Genomic DNA, 17,265 nt, shown 5'->3' with positions numbered 1-17,265 from the left:
CGTGCTCACGCGAGCATGGCCCGCCGGTCTTTCGGGATCAGCGCTCGGACAGCTCGGCGCACACGGCGTAGGTGGTCAACGACACCGTCTGCGCCTTCTTGCCGAAGCCGCTCTCGAACACGGCGGTCGATGTCCAGCCCGCGCGGCCTTCGGTGGGGTCGAACGGCGAGTTCTCGACAACCCTGCTCGTCGCCTGGGCGCTGCCGGAGATCGAGAATCCGCCGCCGAGCACGAATTCACCCGCGTCGCAGAGCGCCTTGACGTTGACGGACGCGCTCGCGGGCGACGCCTCGCGCGTCACGGAGACCACGCGGATCTTCACGAGCCCAGGCGCTCCGGCCGGCCCCTGGGGGCCACGCTCGCCCCTGGGTCCAGTGAGGCCCTGAAGACCGCGCGCGCCGTCGATGCCCTTGAGGCCCTGGAGACCCTGGAGACCGGCGATCCCCGCGGGGCCCGCGGGGCCGCGCTCGCCACGCTCGCCCTTGGGTCCGGCCGGCCCCTGGGGGCCGACCTCGCCCTTGGGTCCGGCGGGGCCCTGCGGACCGCGCGCGCCGTCGGCGCCCTTGAGGCCGTGAGCGCCGTCGGTGCCCTTGAGGCCCTGGAGGCCCTGAGGACCGACGATCCCCGCGGGGCCGCGCTCGCCGCGCTCGCCGCGCTCGCCCTTGGGTCCGGCCGGCCCCTGGGGGCCGACCTCGCCCTTGGGTCCGGCGGGGCCCTGCGGACCGCGCGCGCCGTCGGCGCCCTTGAGGCCGTGAGCGCCGTCGGCGCCCTTGAGGCCCTGGAGGCCCTGAGGACCGACGAGCCCCGCGGGGCCGCGCTCGCCCTTGAGGCCCTGGAGGCCCTGAGGACCGACGAGCCCCGCGGGGCCGCGCTCGCCCTTGGGTCCGGCCGGCCCCTGAGGACCGACCTCGCCCTTGGGTCCGGCGGGGCCCTGCGGACCGCGCGCGCCGTCGGCGCCCTTGAGGCCGTGAGCGCCGTCGGCGCCCTTGAGGCCCTGGAGGCCCTGAGGACCGACGAGCCCCGCGGGGCCCTGGAGGCCGCGCTCGCCCTTGGGTCCGGCGGGGCCCTGCGGACCACGCGCGCCGTCGGCGCCCTTGAGGCCGTGAGCGCCGTCGGCGCCCTTGAGGCCCTGGAGGCCCTGAGGACCGACGAGCCCCGCGGGGCCCTGGAGGCCGCGCTCGCCACGCTCGCCCTTGGGCCCTGCCGGCCCCTGCGGACCGCGCGCGCCGTCAGCGCCCTTGAGGCCCTGAGGACCGATCTCGCCCTTGGGCCCCATCGGCCCCTGAGGACCGATCTCGCCCTTGGGCCCTACCGGCCCCTGGGGACCCATCTCGCCCTTGGGCCCTACCGGCCCCTGCGGACCACGCGCGCCGTTAGCGCCCTTGAGGCCCTGAGGACCGATGTGCCCCACCGGCCCCTGAGGACCGATCTCGCCCTTGGGACCCATGGGCCCCGCGGGTCCCTGCGGACCACGCGCGCCGTCAGCGCCCTTGAGGCCCTGAGGACCGATGAGCCCCGCCGGCCCCTGAGGACCCATCTCGCCCTTGGGACCCATGGCTCCCTTGGGACCCTGTGGACCACGCGCGCCGTCAGCGCCCTTGAAGCCCTGGAGGCCCTGGGGGCCGATGAGCCCCACCGCCCCTGCCGGCCCCTGCGGACCACGCGCGCCGTCAGCGCCCTTGAGGCCCTGAGGACCCATCTCGCCCTTGGGACCCATGGGCCCCGCGGGTCCCTGAGGACCACGCGCCCCGTCGACGCCCTTGAGGCCCTGGAGGCCCTGGGGACCGATGATCCCCGCGGTGCCTGCCGGCCCCTGCGGGCCGGGCTCGCCGCGCTCACCCTTGGGCCCCTGCGGACCGCGCGCGCCGTCGACGCCCTTGAAGCCCTGGGGACCGATGATCCCCGCGGCGCCTGCCGGCCCCTGCGGGCCGGGCTCGCCGCGCTCACCCTTGGGCCCCTGCGGACCACGCGCGCCGTCGACGCCCTTGAAGCCCTGGAGGCCCTGGGGACCGATGAGCCCCGCGCTGCCTGCCGTCCCCTGCGGGCCGGGCTCGCCGCGCTCACCCTTGGGCCCCTGCGGACCCTGAGGACCGCGCTCGCCCTGCGGCCCAGCGGGCCCCCGCTGCCCCATGGGCCCCTGGGGACCGCGCTCCCCCTTCTGATACTGCTGAAACTGCTGTCCCACGAACCCCTTGCCCTTGCCGGGTACGTGGTGCCCGACCTCGTCGGACGCCCTGGCCTCCGCCTTGACGTCTCGCGAATCGCCGGCCCAGCTCGCGCCTGCGCTGGCCATCACTCCGGTAAACCCGGCGAGGATTCCAGCAGAAACCGCACTCGCTCGATACTTTCGCATGTGACTCCGCCTTTCTATCGATTCCGAGCTTCAATGCGCTCGATCCCGCAGACAGCCGCGTTCAGATGAGGTGGAGCCCAGCAGGCGAGTGATTCGGGCGAAGGCCGACTCCGGGACGGATCTCCGCCCGTGCCCCGCACCGACTTCTCGATGAGAGTCCCACCAATTGCCGGCACGAAAAGTCAGGGCGATTCGTCGATGCGGCACCCGACAGGCCACGCCACGACGCGGGCGTGACCAGGTGCCGCCAGCGCTCGAAGGCTCCAGTCGCCAACCCGCTGTGTCTGGAGCGATCCTAAGTTGATGGGGGCGGTTCACCAAGCCCCCGAGGAGGGGTTGACAGCCGCGATCCGTGTCGAGCAATCGGCGCTGATTCGCGCTCGCTCCGGGGAAATGCCGCGCCCGCGAGCGAAGTCGGGGTATTGCAGATATCGAGAGCAGAGCAGGGCGAACGCGTGGAAAGACAGCAGCTCGCGCACGGGAGCACGCAATGGCGCGGAGGGAGCACCAACGCGAGAATCAGGAGACGGCCGCGCACGCGACAGGAAATGGCGAACACGTGGCGGACCGGGTAACATCGCCGGGTGCCCGGCCTCGACACCGACGACGACGCCCTCCTCTTGACGGAGCGCCTGCGCCTCCGCCCCCACCGGCGGTCGGACGTCCCGTTCATGATGGAGCTGAACTCGGATCCCGAAGTGGTCCGCTACACCGGCGATGCCGCGTTCGCGTGCGAGGACGAAGCGCGCGCGGTCGTCGAGCGGCTCGCGCGCCAGTTCGAGGACTTCCGCATGGGCCGGTTCATCGTCTCGGACCGGAAGACGGCGGAAAAGCTAGGCTGGTGCGGCCTCAGGTGGCACGACGACCTCGAGGTCGCGGACCTCGGGTACCGCTTCTTCCGCGAGCACTGGGGCAGAGGCTACGCCACGGAGGCGGCCGCCGCGTGCATCCGGTACGCGGTCGAGGAGCTCCGGCTCTCACGCCTCGTCGCGCACGCGATGCTCGAGAACGTCGCGTCGGTCAGGGTGCTGGAAAAGCTAGGATTCCGCCGGACGGGGCCGACCGTGTTCAAGGGGCTCGTGGCCGAAGGGTTCGAGCTCCTCCTGAAGGCCTGAGCCGCCGGCGCGCTCCGCCCGACCCGGAGGCCCCTGAAATAGGTGAGACCCGGGACTGTGGCCTAGCCCCGGGCCTCGGTTTGCCGCCATCTGCGCACACCCACACGTTTAAGGTCGAAGGTCAGTCCTTACACCGCCGTGTTCTGCCATTGAACTACCGGCCATCATGGACCGCGCGCCGGGGCGGGAGCGCCCCGGCGCCGCGCGAGGAGAGGCGACGCCTCACCGTGGCGCGGGCTGGCCAGGCTGGAATTGAACCAGCATCCGACGATTCAAGCCTCCTCCCGTTCGATTGGGTGATCGGCGGCGAATGCTCGAGCCTGGAGTGAGAGCTTGAGACCATTGAACGGGCCGGCGCTGCCTCTTCCGAGCTGGGCTACCCCGCCGCGAGAGAAAATGAGGTGGCGGGGGCAGGATTCGAACCTGCGCTTGGGCGCCGTGCCCATCAAGCTGAGCTTGAGCTTCAACTTGCACTCCGCGGCCACGATATCGCTCCGGCGGCCGCGGCGCAAGCGCGGCCGGGGCCGGGGCCGGGGCCGGGGCGGCGAGCGTCAGGTGCGCGTCAGGCACGCGTCAGGCACGCGTCAGGCGCCAAAGAGGAACCCGAGGACGGCGGCGCCGACCTTCTGCTCCTCGACCGTCTGGTTGTTCGCCTCCTCGCGGGCGAACTTGACCGCCTTTTGCAGCTTCTCCACGCGATCGAGCAGCTCGTTGATGCGCCGCGCAGGCAGCGCGCCCGAGAACTTGACCGTCTTCCAGTAACCGACGACCACGTCCTCGTGATAGACCTCCACCTGCGCCGGGTGTTTGTCCGTCGCCTCGGCCTTGACGTGGTTGCGCGGGATCTTCTTGGTCCGCGCCGTCTGCACCGGCTCCGTCGCCCAGGAGTCCGCGGAGGGATCGAACGTCCAGCTCTCCGACGCGTCGAGCACCGGCAGCTTCTTGATGAAGGTGTTCATGTCGACGAGCTGCTTCTCCAGGAAGAGCAGGTAAGTCACGGGCGCCCCCGCGAGGAGCACCTTGCCGTCGACGACCACGTCCGCGCGGGCCTTGCAGTTCGCATAGTCCTTGGTGGCCGTGACGTCGAAGAGCTCGCCCAGGATGTCGGCGGTGCTCCGGATGATGTCCTCGGCCTTCGCCTGCACCCTCGTCGCCTCGGGCGGGAGCTGCTCGCCCTCCTCGTCCTTCGACCGGTAGGTGCGCGAGATCCCGGAGAGCAACGCCGGCTTCTGCAGCGCGTGGTGCGCCTCGGTGAGGCGCTGGTGGGAGCGGGCCTTGACGCCCTTCTCGATGGCGATGATCTGGTTCAAGCGAGGCATGGCGGTCTCCTGGGAGGACCACCCTATCAGAGGAGCAAAGCGCCTGTCAGCGCCGTCGCGCGAGCCAGCAATGGGCCCGGGGAGCGCTGTCGTGAGCGCGTGAGCGCCTAGGCCGATGGGAGCAGGGCGCCTTCTCCTTGGCCTGCGCCCTCGGCCGCCGTCTCCGCCTCGGCCGGGCGCAAGGGGAGCTCGACGATGAACGCGGCGCCCGCGCCCGGCTCGCTCTCGACGCGGATGGTGCCGCCGTGGGAGGTGACGATCCACCGCACGATGTAGAGGCCGAGGCCGAGGCCGCCGAAGCTGCGGGCAGAGACGGCGCGCTCGAAGCGCTCGAAGATCCTGGCCTGGTCGGTCTCCGTGATGCCGATGCCGTGATCGCGGACGGCGAGCAGCGCGCGATCGCCATCGCCGCGCACGACGACGTGAATGGGGGCCCCGGCGCCGTACTTGATCGCGTTGGACAGGAGGTTGATGAGGACCTGCTCCATGCGAGAAGCGTCCCAGTTGCCCACCACAGGCCCTTCCAGCTCGAGCTGGGTGCGGCAGCAGGCGTCGTCGAGCTGCTGGTGCATCCGCTCGACGACCTCGCGCGTCAGGGCCGCCAGGTCGAGGGGGGCGCGCGCGAGGGTGAGCCGGCCGGCGTTGAGGCGGGTGACGTCGAGCAGCTCGTTGACCAGGTGGGCGAGGCGCGCGATCTGGCGGCTCAGGACCTGGATCGCGGCGTCGATGCGCTCCGGAGCGACCTCGGCGCGCTGGAAGCGGGGCAGGAGCCGGGCGAGGAGGTGGGCCTGCATCTTGAGCGAGGTGAGCGGGGTCTTGAGCTCGTGCGAGGCGACGAGGAGGAACTCGTTCCGGCGCTCGATGGCCTCCTGGGCCTCGGCGAACAGGCGGCTGTTGTCGAGGGCGAGCGCGGCGCGGCTCGCCAGCTCCTGGGCCAGCCACAGGTCGGCGGGGCCGTAGCGGCGCCGGGGCGCGGTCGCCAGCAGGGTCATGACGCCGAAGCACCGGTCGCGCGCGAGGAGCGGAGCGCGGAGCAAGGAGTGAACGCCGAGCGGCTCGAGGAGGGGCGCGGCGCGGACGTCGCCCACCTCGGGGCGTTGCAGCGACGCCGCCGAGAGCGGCTGCAGCGCGTCGAGCACCGCCCCCGCGAGCTCGGCAGGTGCGCCCGTGGCGATCGTGTGTCCCGGGGCGCCGCGAGCGAGATCCACGTCGATGACGCACTGATCGGCCAGCTCGGGCACGGCGAGCTGCGCGACGCTGTCGAGGGTGGCGCCGTAGCCGAGGGCCATGAGCTTGCGGCTCGCCTCGGCGAGGAAGCGCTCGGCGAGCTCGGCCCGCCTGCGCTGGGTGATGTCGGTGGAGATGCCGCAGAGCACGCCGGGCATGACCCGCTCGCCGAGCGGGAACTTGACCGACAGGAAGGTGTGCGGCCCGTCGTTCAGCAAGATCTCCTCCTCGCACTGCAGCGGCTCGCCCGCGTCGAGCACCTTCCTGTCGTTGTCACGGAGCAGCTCGGCGGTCGAAGCAGGAAAGACCTCGGCGTCGGTCTTTCCGAGCAGCTCATGGCGCGGCAGCCCGACGGCGCTCTCCGCGTGGCAGTTGGCGAGCAGATACCGGCCGTCGCGATCCTTGAGGTAGATGGATGCAGCGGAGTTGTCGACGATGGCCTGGAGCGTCTTCTGGTTGGCCTGGAGCTCCCGCTCCGCCCGGCGCCGCTCGGCGTTCTCCTGCTCGATGTCGGCATAGAGGATGGCGTTCTCGAGCGAGATGGCCGATTGCGAGGCGAGCAGCTCGAGCACGGTGAGCCGCCCGGGCGTGAACGCCCCGGTGATGAGCCTGTTCTCCAGGTAGAGCAGGCCGAGCAGCCGCGCCTGCCGCACGATCGGGAGGCACAGCGCCGATCCCGCCCCCCGCTGCTTGAAATAGGCGTCCTCCGAGAACGGGTGCCGCCCGGCGGCGTCGTCGAGCAGCACGCGCTCGTGGCTGCGGCGAACGTAGTTGAGGACCGACTGCGGCAGCGCGGTCGCCGCCGCTTCGCCCGCGTCGAGCAGCCGCGCCGCGCTGCCGGACGTCGAGCGCGACGTCGAGATCGCCGCCGCGATCGACAGGCGATCCTCCCGGACCAGGAGCACGACCCCCTCTCCGGCGCCCGCGTGCTCGACCACGATGCGCAGCAGCATCTCCAGCAGGCGCGGGAGCTTGAGCTCGCCGGAGATGCTCTGAGAGGCGGTGACGACCGACAGGACGTCGAACTGCTCGGCCCGCACGGCGAAGGTGACGGTGGGCGCGATCGGCTTGCGCGGGGCGAGGTGGGGGTAGCGCTGGTCGAGCTGCTCCACCTTGGCGTGGGCGCCCCAGCGAAAATAGCCGGCGCGGGCCTCTCGCAGGTAGGCGTCGGCGGACGTGGAGAGGCCGCACGCGCGGTAGAACCCCGCGGCGAGCTCGCAGGCGATGGCCTCGTGCTGGACGAAGCCGTTCTCCCGCGCCGAGGAGATGGCTTGCTCGTAGAGCCGCATCGCCTGCGGTTCCTGCCCGCGGAGCCGGGCGATCTCGGCGCGGACCAGGGCGTGCTTGTGGAGGAAGTTCTCGGGGCAGCTCCTGGCCCAGGCGCCGAGCTGCCGCTCGCAGTCGAGCAGCTCCTCGGGGAGGTCCCCCCGCGGGGCGGGCCGCGCCTCATGCGCCTCGCTGGAGAGGGCCGCGAGCGAGAGCGCGAGGTAATAAAAGCTCTCGGCGATGATGACGTTCGACTCGACCTTGTAGGGGTGCTCGGCGCGCCCGCGGGTCACCGCGGCGAACGCCGCTCCGGGAGGGCCGATCAGGAAGCGCGCCTGCGCCTTCAAGTTGTAATGGATGGCGCGGACGAGCGGAGGATCCCCTTCCTCGAGCGACGCCTCGAAGGCCGGCGGATCCAGCGCCGAGCCGTCCACCGCCGAGAGGCGCGCCGGCCTCCCGCGCAGCGCCTGGATCATGGCGTAGATGCTGAAGAGGACGCGGTGCGGTAACGCGTAGCCGGCCCTGCGCACGAAGCCGAGGCGCTCTTCGACCGCGCGGAGCACGTCCTCCAGCGGCTCCCCGGAGAGCAGCGGGAAGATCTCGGCCCACATGCAGTTGTAGCAGGCGTCGTTCAGGTTGCCGGACTCGACCGCGGCGCTGAAGCCGGCGCGCGTGTACGGATACGTCTCTCGGTAATGGCGCGTCCAGAAGACGATGTGCTGTCCAAACATGGTGAGCACCACCGATCTCGTGGTGAGGAGGCCGCTCCTCTGCGCCAGGTCGTGACCGAGCTTGCCGAACAGATATCCTTCCTGATACCGCCCGTACCTCGGGCCGATCACCCTCGCGAAGAAGGTGTACGCGTTGGAGGAGCTGTCGGCGTTGCCGTGGCGCAGGCTGAGCTGGACCATGCGCAGGACGATGAGGTAGTGCAGGTTCGCGTCCATGAAGAACGCGGGGAGGGACACCCCGTTCAGCACGCCCATCGCGCTCTCGATCTCCGGACGCGTCATGCGGGGCAGGTGGACCAGGTCCGCGATCGCGCGATCGCCCAGGTCCCGCCAGACGTGCTCGGTCTCCTCGTCGACCTGCGCGTCGCTGGGGCAGAGCGGAAGCGCGATGTCGCAGGCGCGGAGCCACCCGAGCCCGATCTCCACCGCGCGAGCGTGCCGCCCTCGGGTGACGTTCAGCGCGACGGCGAGCTCGACGGCGGCGGCCGTCTCGGTCCTGGTCCTCGCGCGCTCCATGAGCTCTTCGAGGAGCCGCTCGGCCTCGTCGAAGCCGCCGGTGATGTACGCGACGTGCGCGCGCTCGAAGGTCAGCTCGTAGGTCAGCTCGTGCCGCGCCTCCCAGCGGCCTGGCGCGAGCAGGGAGAGGCCCGCGGCGAGGAGCGCGGCGGCGGACTGGAAGGCCGCGGCGGCCTTGGCCTTCCTGCCGGCGCGGAGGTTCAGCGCGGCGAGATCGTCCCGCTCCACCTGGGAGCGGAGGAGCGCGGCGCCGCGGTTGAGGTGGCCGACGACGTCGAAGAGCGACTCGTCGCGCTCGCCCGGGCGCTGGGCCTTCACGAGCAGCTGGCCGATGCGCAGGTGCACCTCGGCGAGCTGCTCGGTCGGGATGAGCGAATACGCGGCCTGCTGCACCCGGTCATGGAGGAAGCGATAACCAGAGTCCCGGCGGAGCAGCAGCCCCTCCCGCACGGCCTCCTCGAGCGCGCCCCGGAGCGCTTCCGCCGACCTTCGCGCGACGATCGCGAGGGTGTCGAGGTCCAGGCTGCTGCCGAGGCAGGCGCCGAGCTTGAGCGCGTCCCGCGCCGGGAGGGAGAGCCGCTTGAGCTTGCCCACCATCAGCTCGACGACGTTGTCGGTGAACCCCTTGTCGTGGATGGCGGCGATGTCCCATCGCCATACGCGCCGCTCGGCGTCGAAGGTGATGAGACCTTCCTGGTGCAGCTCGAAGAGGAACTGGAGGACGAAGAAGGGGTTGCCGCCGGTCTTCTCGTGGACGAGCCGGGAGAGCGGCTCGACCTCCTCGGTCCGGGCGTGGACCGCCTCGGCGACGAGCGCCCCGACGTGGGCGGCGGAGAGCGGCGCGAGGACGAGCTCGGAGACGGCGGCGCCGCGCTTCTGCACCTCGGCCAGCGTGAGCCGGAGCGGGTGCGCGGGGCCTACCTCGTTGTCGCGGTAGGCGCCGATCAGCAGGAGGTGCTCGGACCCGGTGTAGGTGGCGAGCTGCTCGAGCAAGAGGAGGCTGGCCGCGTCGGCCCATTGCAGATCGTCGAGGAAGAGCGCGACGGGGTGCTCGTTCCGGGCGCACGCCGCGACGAGGCGCTGGAGCGCCGCGTGCAGCCGGCCCTGCGCCTCGGTGGGCGGGAGCTCGGGCACGGGGGGCTGCGGGCCGAGGAGCAGGGCGAGCTCGGGGAGCACGTCGGCGAGCAGACCGCCGTCCTGGCCGACGGCCTCGCGGAGGCGCTCTCGCCAGCGCTCGAGCTGCTCCTCGCTCGCGCACAGGATCTCCTGCAAGAGCGCCCGGAACGCCTGGAGGAAGGCGTGGTAAGGGACGTCGCGCTTCAGCTGCTCGAACTTGCCGAAGAGGAAGGCGCCGCGCTCGCGCACGACGGGCCTGTGCAGCTCGGCGACGAGCGAGGACTTGCCGATGCCCGAGTAACCCGACACGAGCGCGAGCTCGGGCCGGCCGTTCGAGACCACGCGCTCGAACGCGGCGAGCAGCGCCTCGATCTCGCGCTCGCGGCCGTAGAGCCGCTGCGGGACCCGGAACCGGTCGGAGAGGTCGCGCTCCCCGAGCGGGAACGGCTCGATCGCGCCGGTCGCCCGCAGCTGGGAAGAGCACCGGTCGAGATCGTGGCGCAGGCCGAGCGCGCTCTGGTACCGCTCCTCGGCCGCCTTGGAGAGCAGCTTGAGCACGACCGCCGACAGGAGCGGGGGAATCGAGGGGACGAGCGCGTGGGGCGGCCGCGGCGCCTGGGCGATGTGGCAATGCACCCACGCGACGGGATCGCTGGCCTGGAACGGCAGCGCGCCCGTCAGCATCTCGTAGAAGGTGACGCCGAGGGAGTACAGGTCGGTCCGCTCGTCGATCCAGCGGTTCATCCGGCCTGTCTGCTCCGGCGCCATGTAGGCGAGCGTGCCCTCGATGAGCCCGTCGCGGGCGAGGTCCTGGGACCCGCGGGGCAGCAGGCAGGCGATGCCGAGATCGGTGATCTTCACCTCCCCGGTGTCGGGGTTGCAGAGCAGGTTCTGGGGCTTGATGTCCTTATGGATGATGCGATGGCGGTGCAGTTCGGCCAGCGCGTCGGTCAGGCGGAGGGCGAGGGGGACGAAGCGCTCGATCGACATCCCGCACATCGGCCGCATCGGGCGCATGGGCCCGTCGCCATCGAGCAGCCGGTCGATCGAGCGGCCGCCGAAGTCCTCCAGGACCAGCGCCACCTGATCGCCGAACACCTCGATCGCGCGGGCCTTGACCACGGCCGTCGTGTCGAGCGCCCTGGCGAGCTCGTGCTCGTGGTGCAGCCGGCCGAGGGCGCGCGGGCTCGCGTGGTCGCGCCGCAGGACCTTGAGCACCACCGGCCGGCCGTCCTCCGCGCGCCGCGCTCGGTAGAGGATCGTCTCCGCACCTTGGTGCAGGACCCCCACCACGAGGTAGCGCGGACTTTCTGGCATGGGCAAGATCGTCGGCAGCCGGAGCCGCCTCCGAAGGCGTCGGCGTCTGGCCTGATGGTGCCAAAAGCGGCGTGCTTCGCCACGGGAAATGGCGGCATGCCCTCGCGCCGGCTCGCCTGGAGAGCGCATGCACCGGTCGCCCCGGGGGGGCCCCTGTGAACGTCGATGCTATGTCGATGCGAGGGAGGCGCCCTGGACGTCCGTCTCCGCCTCGGTCGGGCGCAAGGGGAGCTCGACGATGAACGCGGCGCCCGCGCCCGGTTTGCTCTCGACGCGGATGGTGCCGCCGTGGGAGGTGACGATCCAGCGGACGATGTAGAGGCCGAGGCCGAGGCCGCCGAAGTTGCGGACGGAGACGGCGCGCTCGAAGCGCTCGAAGATCCTGGCCTGGTCGGCCTGCGCGATGCCGATGCCGTGATCGCGGACGACGAGCAGCGCGCGGTCGCCATCGCCGCGCACGACGACGTGAACGGGGGCCCCCGCGCCGTACTTGATCGCGTTGGACAGCAGGTTGATGAGGACCTGCTCCATGCGAGAAGCGTCCCAGTCCCCGATCACGGGCCCTTCCAGCTCGAGCTGGGTGCGGCAGCGGGCGTCGGTGAGCTGCTGGTGCATCCGCTCGACGACCTCGCGCGTCAGGGCCGCCAGGTCGAGGGGGGCGCGCGCGAGGGTGAGCCGGCCGGCGTTGAGGCGGGTGACGTCGAGCAGCTCGTTGATCAGGTGGGCGAGGCGCGCGATCTGGCGGTTCAGGACCTGGATCGCGGCGTCGATGCGCTCCGGAGCGACCTCGGCGCGCTGGAAGCGGGGCAGGAGCCGGCCGAGGAGGTGGGCCTGCATCTTGAGCGAGGTGAGCGGGGTCTTGAGCTCGTGCGATGCGACGAGGAGGAACTCGTCGCGGCGCTCGATGGCCTCCTGGGCCTCGGTGAACAGGCGGCTGTTGTCGAGGGTGAGGGCGGCGCGGCTCGCCAGCTCCTGGGCCAGCCACAGGTCGGCGGGGCCGTAGCGGCGCCGGGGCGCGGTCGCCAGCAGGGTCATGACGCCGAAGCACCGGTCCCGCGCGAGGAGCGGAGCCCGGAGGAAGGAGTGAACGCCGAGCGGCTCGAGGAGGGGCGCGGCGCCGACGTCACCCACCTCGGGGCGTTGCAGCGACGCCGCCGAGAGCGGCTGGAGCGCGTCGAGCACCGCCCCCGCGAGCTCGGCGGGCACGCCCGCGGTGGCCGTGCGCTCCGGAGCGTCCGGATCGAGGCGCACGTCGACGACGCACTGGTCGGCCAGCTCGGGGACGGCGAGCTGCGCGACGCTGTCGAGGGTGGCGCCGTAGCCGAGGGCCATGAGCTTGCGGCTCGCCTCGGCGAGGAAGCGCTCGGCCAGCTCGGCCCGCTTGCGCTGGGTGATGTCGGTGGAGACGCCGCAGATCACGCCGGGCATCACGTCCTCGCCGAGCGGGAACTTGACCGACAGGTAGGTGTGCGGCCCGTCCTCCATGATCAGCTCTTCCTCGAACTCGAGCGGCTCGCCCCTGTCGAGCACCAGCCGGTCGTGCGCGTCCAGCGCCACGGCGCGCGCGGCAGGCAGGAGCTCGGCGCTCGTCTTTCCGATGATCTGATCGAGCGGCCTGCCGAGGGCGCGGCTCACCCCGCGGTTGGCGAGCAGGTGCCGGCCGTCGCGATCCTTGAGGAAGATGGCCGCGGCGGAGTTGTCGATGATGGCCTGGAGCGTGGCCTGGCTCCCGCGGAGCTCGCGCTCCGCCCGGCGCCGCTCGGCGTTCTCCTGCTCGATATCGGCGTAGAGCATGGCGTTCTCGAGCGAGATGGCCGACTGCGACGCGAGCAGCTCGAGCACGGTGAGCCGCCCGGGCGTGAACGCCCCCGCCACGAGGCGGTTCTCCAGGTAGAGCACGCCGATCAGCCGCGCCTGGCGCACGATGGGCAGGCACAGCACCGACCTCGGCTTCTTCCGCGTGAAATACTCCTCTTCGAGGAAAGGGTGCCTCCCGGCGGCGTCGTCGAGCAGCACGCGCTCGTGGCTGCGGCGAACGTAGTTGAGGATGGACTGCGGCAGCGCGGCCGCCGCGGCCTCGCCCGCGTCGAGCAGCCGCGCGGCGCCCCCGGACGCGGCGATCGCCGCCGCGGTCGACAGGCGATCTTCGCGGGCCAGGAGCACGTAGCCTTCCTCGGCGCCCGCGTGCTCGATCACCGTGCGCAGGAGCATCTCGAGCAGGCGCGGGAGCTTGAGCTCACCGGAGATGCTCTGAGAGGCCTTGACGACGGAGAGGACGTCGAACTGCTCGGCGCGTACGGCGAAGGTGACGGTGGGGGCGATCGGCTTTCGCTCGACGAGGAAGGGATACCGCTGGTCGAGCTGCTCGACCTTGGCGTGGGCGCCCCAGCGGAAGTAGGCGGCGCGCGCCTTCTGGAGGTGGGCGTCGGCGGCGGTGGTGAGGCCGCACGCGCGGTAAAACGCCGCGGCGAGCTCGCAGGCGATGGCCTCGTGCTGGACGAAGCCGCCCTCCCGCGCGGCCGACGCGGCCTGCTCGTAGAGCCGGGCCGCCTCCGGTTCCTGCCCGCGGAGCCGGGCGATCTCGGCGCGGACCAGGGCGTGTTTGTGGAGGTAGTTGTCGGGGCCGTTGCTGGCCCACTCGCCGAGCTGCCGCTCGCAGTCGAGCAGCCCGTCCGGCAGCTCCCGCTCCGGCGACGGCGGCGCCTCGCGCGGGCTGTGCGCGTCGTCGTCGTCGACGAGCGCCGCGAGCGCGAGCGCGTGGTAATAGAAGTCCTCCGCCACGAGCGCCTGCGGGGCGGTCCTCCAGGGCCTGTCGACGATCACCCGGCGCGTCGCCTCGCGCGCCTCCCCGGGGGAGCCGAGCAAGAACAGCCCCTGGGCCTTCAGGCTGCAGGAGAAGCCGAGCATGCCGTCCGTGTCCCCGGGAGGCAGCCGCGCCTCGAACGCGCCGGGATCCAGCTCGGATCCATCCATCATCGGGAGCCGGGCCGGCCTGCCTCGCAGCGCCTGGACCAGCGCGTAGGCGCTCAGGAGGATGTTGTAGACGAACTCGTATCCGGTCTTGCGCACGAAGCGGAGGCGCTCCTCGACCTCGCGGAGGACGTCCTCCAGCGGCTCGCCGGCGAGCAGCGGGAACAGCGGGGCCCAGATGCAGAGGAAACACGCGTCGTTCAGGTTGCCGGTCTCGATCGCGGCGTTGAAGCCGGCGCGCGTGTACGGGTACGTCTCTCGGTAATGGCGCTTCCAGAAGATGATCATATTGCCGAACAAGGAAAAGACCATGGCCTTCATGGCGAGGAGGTTGTCCCGCTCCACCAGGTCATGACCGAGCTTGCCGAACAGATATCCCTCCTGGTATCGCCCGTATTTCGGGCCGATCACCTTCGCGAAGGCCGCATAAGCGTGAGGCGAGCTCGCGGCGTTGCCGTGCTGCAGGCTGAGCTTCACCATGCGCGCGACGACGAGGTAGTTCAGGTTCGGGTGCACGAAGTACGCGGGGACAGACACGCTCGCCAGGACGTTCATCGCGATCTTGCACGTCGGGTGCGTCATGGGAGGCAGGTGGATCAGGCCCTCGATCACCCGATCGCCCAGGGTCTGCCAGACGCCCTCGGTCTCCTCGGCGAGCCGCGCTTCGGTGAGCGGGATCGACAGGTCGATGTCGCAGGAGCGGAGGAACGAGAGCCCGATCTCCACCGCGCGGGCGGACTGCCCGCGGGTCACGCTCAGGGCGATGGCGAGCTCGACGGCCGCGGCTCGCTCGGCCTCGGTCCTCGCGTGGTCCGTCAGCGCTTGCAGCAGCCGCTCGGCCTCGTCGAAGCCGCCGGTGATGTACGCGGCGTGCGCGCGCTCGAAGGTCAGATCGTAGGTCAGATCGTGCCGCGCCTCCCAGCAGCCCGGCGCGAGCAGGGAGAGGCCCGCGGCGAAGAGCGCGGCGGCGGACTGGAAGGCCGCGGCGGCCTTGGCCTTCCTGCCGGCGCGGAGGTTCAGCGCGGCGAGCTCGTCGCGCTCGGCCTGGGAACGGATGAGCGCGGCGCCGCGGTTGAGGTGCCCCACGACGTCGAAGAGCGCCTCCTCGCGCTGGCCCTTCAGGAGCAGCCGGCCGATGCAGAGGTGCACCTCGGCGAGCTGTCCGGCGGGGATGAGCGCGTGGGCGGCCTGCTGCACCCGGTCATGGAGGAAGCGGTAGCCCGAGCCCCGGCGGAGCAGCATCCCCTCGCGCACGGCCTCGGCGAGCGCCTCGTCGAGCTCGGCTGCCGGGCGGCTCGCGACGAGCGCGAGGGTGTCGAGGTCCAGGCTGGCGCCGAGGCACGCGGCGAGCTTGAGCGCGTCCTGCGTCGGGACGGGGAGCCGCTTCAGCTTGCCCACCATCAGATCGACGACGTTGTCGGTGAAGCCCTTGCCGCGGATCGCGGCGATGTCCCAGCGAAAGGCGCCCGCCTTCGCGTCGAAGGTGATGAGGCCTTCCTGGTGCAGCTCGAAGAGGAACTGGATCGCGAAGAAGGGGTTGCCGCCGGTCTTCTCGTGGACGAGCCGCGCGAGCGGCTCGGCGCGCTCGGCCGCGGCGTGGACCGCCCCCGCGACGAGCGCCCCGACGTCGGCGGCGGAGAGCGGCGCGAGCACGAGGTCGCTGAAGGTCGCGCCGCGCTTCCGCGCGTCGGCCAGCATGAGCGGCAGCGGGTGCGCCGGGCCGACCTCGTTGTCGCGGTAAGCGCCGATGAGCAGGAGGTGCTCGGTCTCGGTGTAGGTGATGAGCTGCTCGAGCAGCTGGAGGCTGCCGGCGTCGGCCCATTGCAGGTCGTCGAGGAAGAGCACCATGGGGTGCTCCTTCTGGACGCACGCCGCCACGAAGCGCTGGAGCGTCGCGTGGAACCGGTGCCGGGCCTCGACGCCCGGGAGCTCCGGCGCGGGCGGCTGCGGGCCGAGGAGCAGCGCGAGCTCGGGGAGCACGCCGGCGAGCAGCGCGCCGGTCGCGCCGACGGCCTCCCGGAGGCGCTCGCGCCAGCGCACGAGCTCCTCGTCGCTCACGCACAGGATCTCCCGCAAGAGCGCCCGGAACGCCTGGAGGAAGGCGTGGTAAGGGACATCGCGCCTCAGCTGATCGAACTTGCCGGAGAGGAAGAAGCCCCGCTCGCGCACCACCGGCCCGCGCAGCTCGGCGACGAGCGACGACTTGCCGACACCCGAGTAGCCCGACACGAGCACGAGCTCGGGGCGGCCGCTCGCGACCACGCGCTCGAACGCGGCGAGCAGCGCCTCTATCTCGCGCTCGCGGCCGTAGAGCCGCTGCGGGATCTGGAATCGATCGGAGAGATCGCGCTCGCCGAGCGGGAAGGGCGGAATCGCCCCGCTCGCTCGCCACCTGGCGAAGCACTCGTCGAGGTCGCGCTGCAGGCCGAGCGCGCTCTGGTAGCGATCCTCGGCGGACTTGGAGAGCAGCTTGAGCACGACCGCCGACAGCTGCGGGGGAATCGAGGGGACGAGCGCGTGGGGCGGGGATGGGTGGAGGGCGACGTGGCAATACACCCATTCCACGGGATCGCTCGCCTGGAAGGGCAAGGCGCCGGTCAGCAGCTCGTAGAACGTGACGCCGAGCGCGTACAGGTCGGTCCGCTCATCGGTGGAGCGGTTCATCCGGCCCGTCTGCTCGGGCGCCATGTACGCCAGCGTCCCCGCGATGAGCCCGTCGTGGGAGGCGGCGTGGCATTCGCGGGGTGAGAGGCAGGCGATCCCGAGATCGGTGATCTTCACCTCCCCGGTGTCGGGGTTGTAGAGCAGGTTCTGGGGCTTGATGTCCCTGTGGATGACGTGGTGTCGATGCAGCTCGGCGAGCGCGCCGGAGAGGCGGAGGGCGAGGGGGAAGAAGCGCTCGAGCGGCGTCGGCCCCTGGATGAGCCGGTCGAGCGAGCGGCCGCCGAAGTCCTCCAGGACCAGGGTCATCTGATCCCGGAACGCCTCGATCCCGTGGGCCTTGACGATGGCCGTCGAGTCGAGCGCCCTGGCGACGTCGTGCTCGTGGCGCAGCCGGCCGAGGGCGCGCGGGCTCGCGTGGTCGCGCCGCAGGACCTTGAGCACCACCGGCCGGCCGTCCTCCTCGCGCCGGGCTCGGTAGAGGATCGTCTCGGGCCCGTCGTGCAGGACCTCGATCACGAGGTAGCGTGGACTATCGGCCATAGGAGGGTCTTCGAAGGCCAGTGCGGCGGCCTCCGAGGCGTCGAGCGTCGGTGCATGTTGCCAAAAGCGCCGCGCTCCGCCATGGGAAATGGTGGGGTGCCTTCGCGCCGGCTCGCCTGCGATGACGAGGG

The 17,265-nt window shown here is 71.7% G+C and carries 5 protein-coding genes; 1 reads left to right on the top strand and 4 read right to left on the bottom strand.

The annotated features are described in order from the left end of the window. Positions 1–37: 37 nt before the first annotated feature. Positions 38–2,293 carry a hypothetical protein gene (locus tag WMF44_RS29555; protein WP_437293398.1) on the bottom strand — a complete coding sequence of 752 codons (2,256 nt, stop codon included), beginning with the start codon at positions 2,291–2,293 and terminating at the stop codon, positions 38–40. Between the two features lie 644 nt (positions 2,294–2,937). Here WMF44_RS29555 and WMF44_RS29550 point away from each other — a divergent pair. Further along, positions 2,938–3,468 (top strand): GNAT family N-acetyltransferase, encoded by a 531-nt coding sequence (locus tag WMF44_RS29550; protein ID WP_437293397.1) that lies wholly within the window; start codon positions 2,938–2,940, stop codon positions 3,466–3,468. Between the two features lie 584 nt (positions 3,469–4,052). On the opposite strand, the gene WMF44_RS29545 is transcribed toward WMF44_RS29550, so the two are convergent. The 3 genes from WMF44_RS29545 to WMF44_RS29535 form a co-directional block, all read right to left on the bottom strand. Further along, on the bottom strand, positions 4,053–4,787 hold the full coding sequence (locus tag WMF44_RS29545; RefSeq protein WP_437293396.1) for a DUF7873 family protein: 735 nt from the start codon (positions 4,785–4,787) through the stop codon (positions 4,053–4,055). 107 nt (positions 4,788–4,894) lie between these two features. Then, entirely contained in the window at positions 4,895–10,960 is a 6,066-nt protein-coding gene (locus WMF44_RS29540) for an AAA family ATPase (protein WP_437293395.1), read from the bottom strand. A 168-nt stretch (positions 10,961–11,128) separates the two neighbouring features. Next, on the bottom strand, positions 11,129–17,134 hold the full coding sequence (locus tag WMF44_RS29535) for an AAA family ATPase (RefSeq protein WP_437293394.1): 6,006 nt from the start codon (positions 17,132–17,134) through the stop codon (positions 11,129–11,131). Between the last annotated feature and the right edge of the window lie 131 nt (positions 17,135–17,265).

Source organism: Sorangium sp. So ce426 (assembly GCF_051475585.1).
Taxonomy (GTDB): domain Bacteria; phylum Myxococcota_A; class Polyangia; order Polyangiales; family Polyangiaceae; genus Sorangium; species Sorangium cellulosum_B.
The sequence above is the reverse complement of the archived record's forward strand: the minus strand, read 5'-3'. Positions and strand labels throughout refer to the sequence as shown.

Coding starts and splice junctions, on each gene's coding strand:
- WMF44_RS29545 (WP_437293396.1), bottom strand. CDS start 4,787: ATGCCTCGCTTGAACCAGATCATCGCCATCGAGAAGGGCGTCAAGGCC.
- WMF44_RS29540 (WP_437293395.1), bottom strand. CDS start 10,960: ATGCCAGAAAGTCCGCGCTACCTCGTGGTGGGGGTCCTGCACCAAGGT.
- WMF44_RS29535 (WP_437293394.1), bottom strand. CDS start 17,134: ATGGCCGATAGTCCACGCTACCTCGTGATCGAGGTCCTGCACGACGGG.
- WMF44_RS29555 (WP_437293398.1), bottom strand. CDS start 2,293: ATGGCCAGCGCAGGCGCGAGCTGGGCCGGCGATTCGCGAGACGTCAAG.